This window comes from Neobacillus drentensis, assembly GCF_036966985.1.
Classification (GTDB): Bacteria; Bacillota; Bacilli; order Bacillales; family Cytobacillaceae; genus Neobacillus; species Neobacillus drentensis_E.
Genome location: NZ_JBALSN010000703.1, coordinates 1 through 1,383 on the forward strand (window position 1 = coordinate 1; position 1,383 = coordinate 1,383).

General features: G+C 40.2%; 2 protein-coding genes. Both read left to right on the forward strand.

Annotated features, from left to right (window positions below; genetic code table 11):
- The first annotated feature begins 90 nt into the window (after nucleotides 1-90).
- On the forward strand, nucleotides 91-414 hold the full coding sequence (nirD, locus tag V7659_RS30740) for a nitrite reductase small subunit NirD (protein ID WP_335543793.1): 324 nt from the start codon (nucleotides 91-93) through the stop codon (nucleotides 412-414).
- A 26-nt stretch (nucleotides 415-440) separates the two neighbouring features.
- Complete coding sequence (gene cobA / locus V7659_RS30745) at nucleotides 441-1,217, forward strand: uroporphyrinogen-III C-methyltransferase (protein ID WP_335543794.1); 777 nt, start codon at nucleotides 441-443, stop codon at nucleotides 1,215-1,217.
- Nucleotides 1,218-1,383 lie beyond the last annotated feature (166 nt).

Sequence of the window (1,383 nt, forward strand, 5' to 3'; positions counted from 1 at the left end):
CTATTACTGAGGATGAAAAAGTAAGAAAAGAGTTGTTTGAGACTGTAGTAATGTCTTAAGAACACACACATTAAAGGAGGCAAAAGTCCAATGATAAAGAAAAACGGAGAAGTAGTGTCGATCGGTTCTATACGGGATCTACCAGAACGAATAGGTAAAACTGTATGTGTTGGAGATAAAGAGGTGGCTGTATTCAAATTATTAAACGGAACCATTCGCGCCGTAGAAAATCGCTGTCCACATAAAGGCGGGGTTTTGAGCGAAGGCTTGGTAAGCGGCGAATTTGTATTCTGTCCGATGCATGATTGGAAAATATGTTTGGATAATGGCAAGGTGCAGGAGCCGGATTCTGGTTGTGTGAAAACCTATCAAACTAAAATAGTCGGGGATGAAGTGTTTCTCCTCATCGATTAGTTCACAAAAAAGGAGGTCAGGTTCATATGACCGATAAAAAGGGGAAAGTTTATATTGTTGGAGCCGGGCCTGGCGATCCTGAGTTAATTACAGTTAAAGCAATGAAATGCCTTGAACGGGCTGAAGTCATTCTTTATGATCGACTCGTTAATCCGAGCTTACTAGATTACTGTAAAGCTAATACTGAGTTCATTTATTGTGGAAAAGAGCCGGGGAACCATTGTGTTTCCCAGGATTCCATCCATAAGATTTTACTTGAAAAAGCCAAGGCTTGCAAAATAGTTGTTCGTTTAAAAGGAGGCGACCCGTTTATTTTTGGACGCGGTGGTGAAGAAGCAGAAGTATTAGCGCAAAATGGAATCGACTTTGAAGTAGTTCCAGGAATCACTTCTGGAATTGCTGCTCCAGCCTACGCAGGAATACCTGTCACTCACCGAGAACTGAGCCGATCCTTTGCTATGGTTACAGGTCATTGTTTGAACGGTCAACCCAATAATATTCACTGGGACCAACTCGCTCACGGTGTTGATACCCTGGCTATTTATATGGGAGTCAAGCATCTTCCATTTATCTGTGCCCAATTGCAAGCCTGTGGGAAGGACTCGGCTACACCCATTGCTGTCATTGAACAAGGGACAACAGGGAATCAACGAACAGTAGCCGCTACACTAGAGACGATCGTTGAAGTAGTAACAGAGAAACGAATCACCAATCCAGCGATGATTGTTATCGGAGAAGTGGTGAAACTATCGAATAAACTATCGTGGTTTCCTGAAAAGTTTAAAGAAGAGATACTTTTATAAGGGGTTTTGGAGTTTATAATGAAGATTATAGACTCTTTTTTTTGGCTAATAATTCTGACAAACTAGAAAGAGTGCAAAATTTCTGATGGTAATCAATTATTCCCATTGAATTTAGGTAGATTTTTTTAAGATTTCTCTCCATAATAATATTTATTGATATTAATAG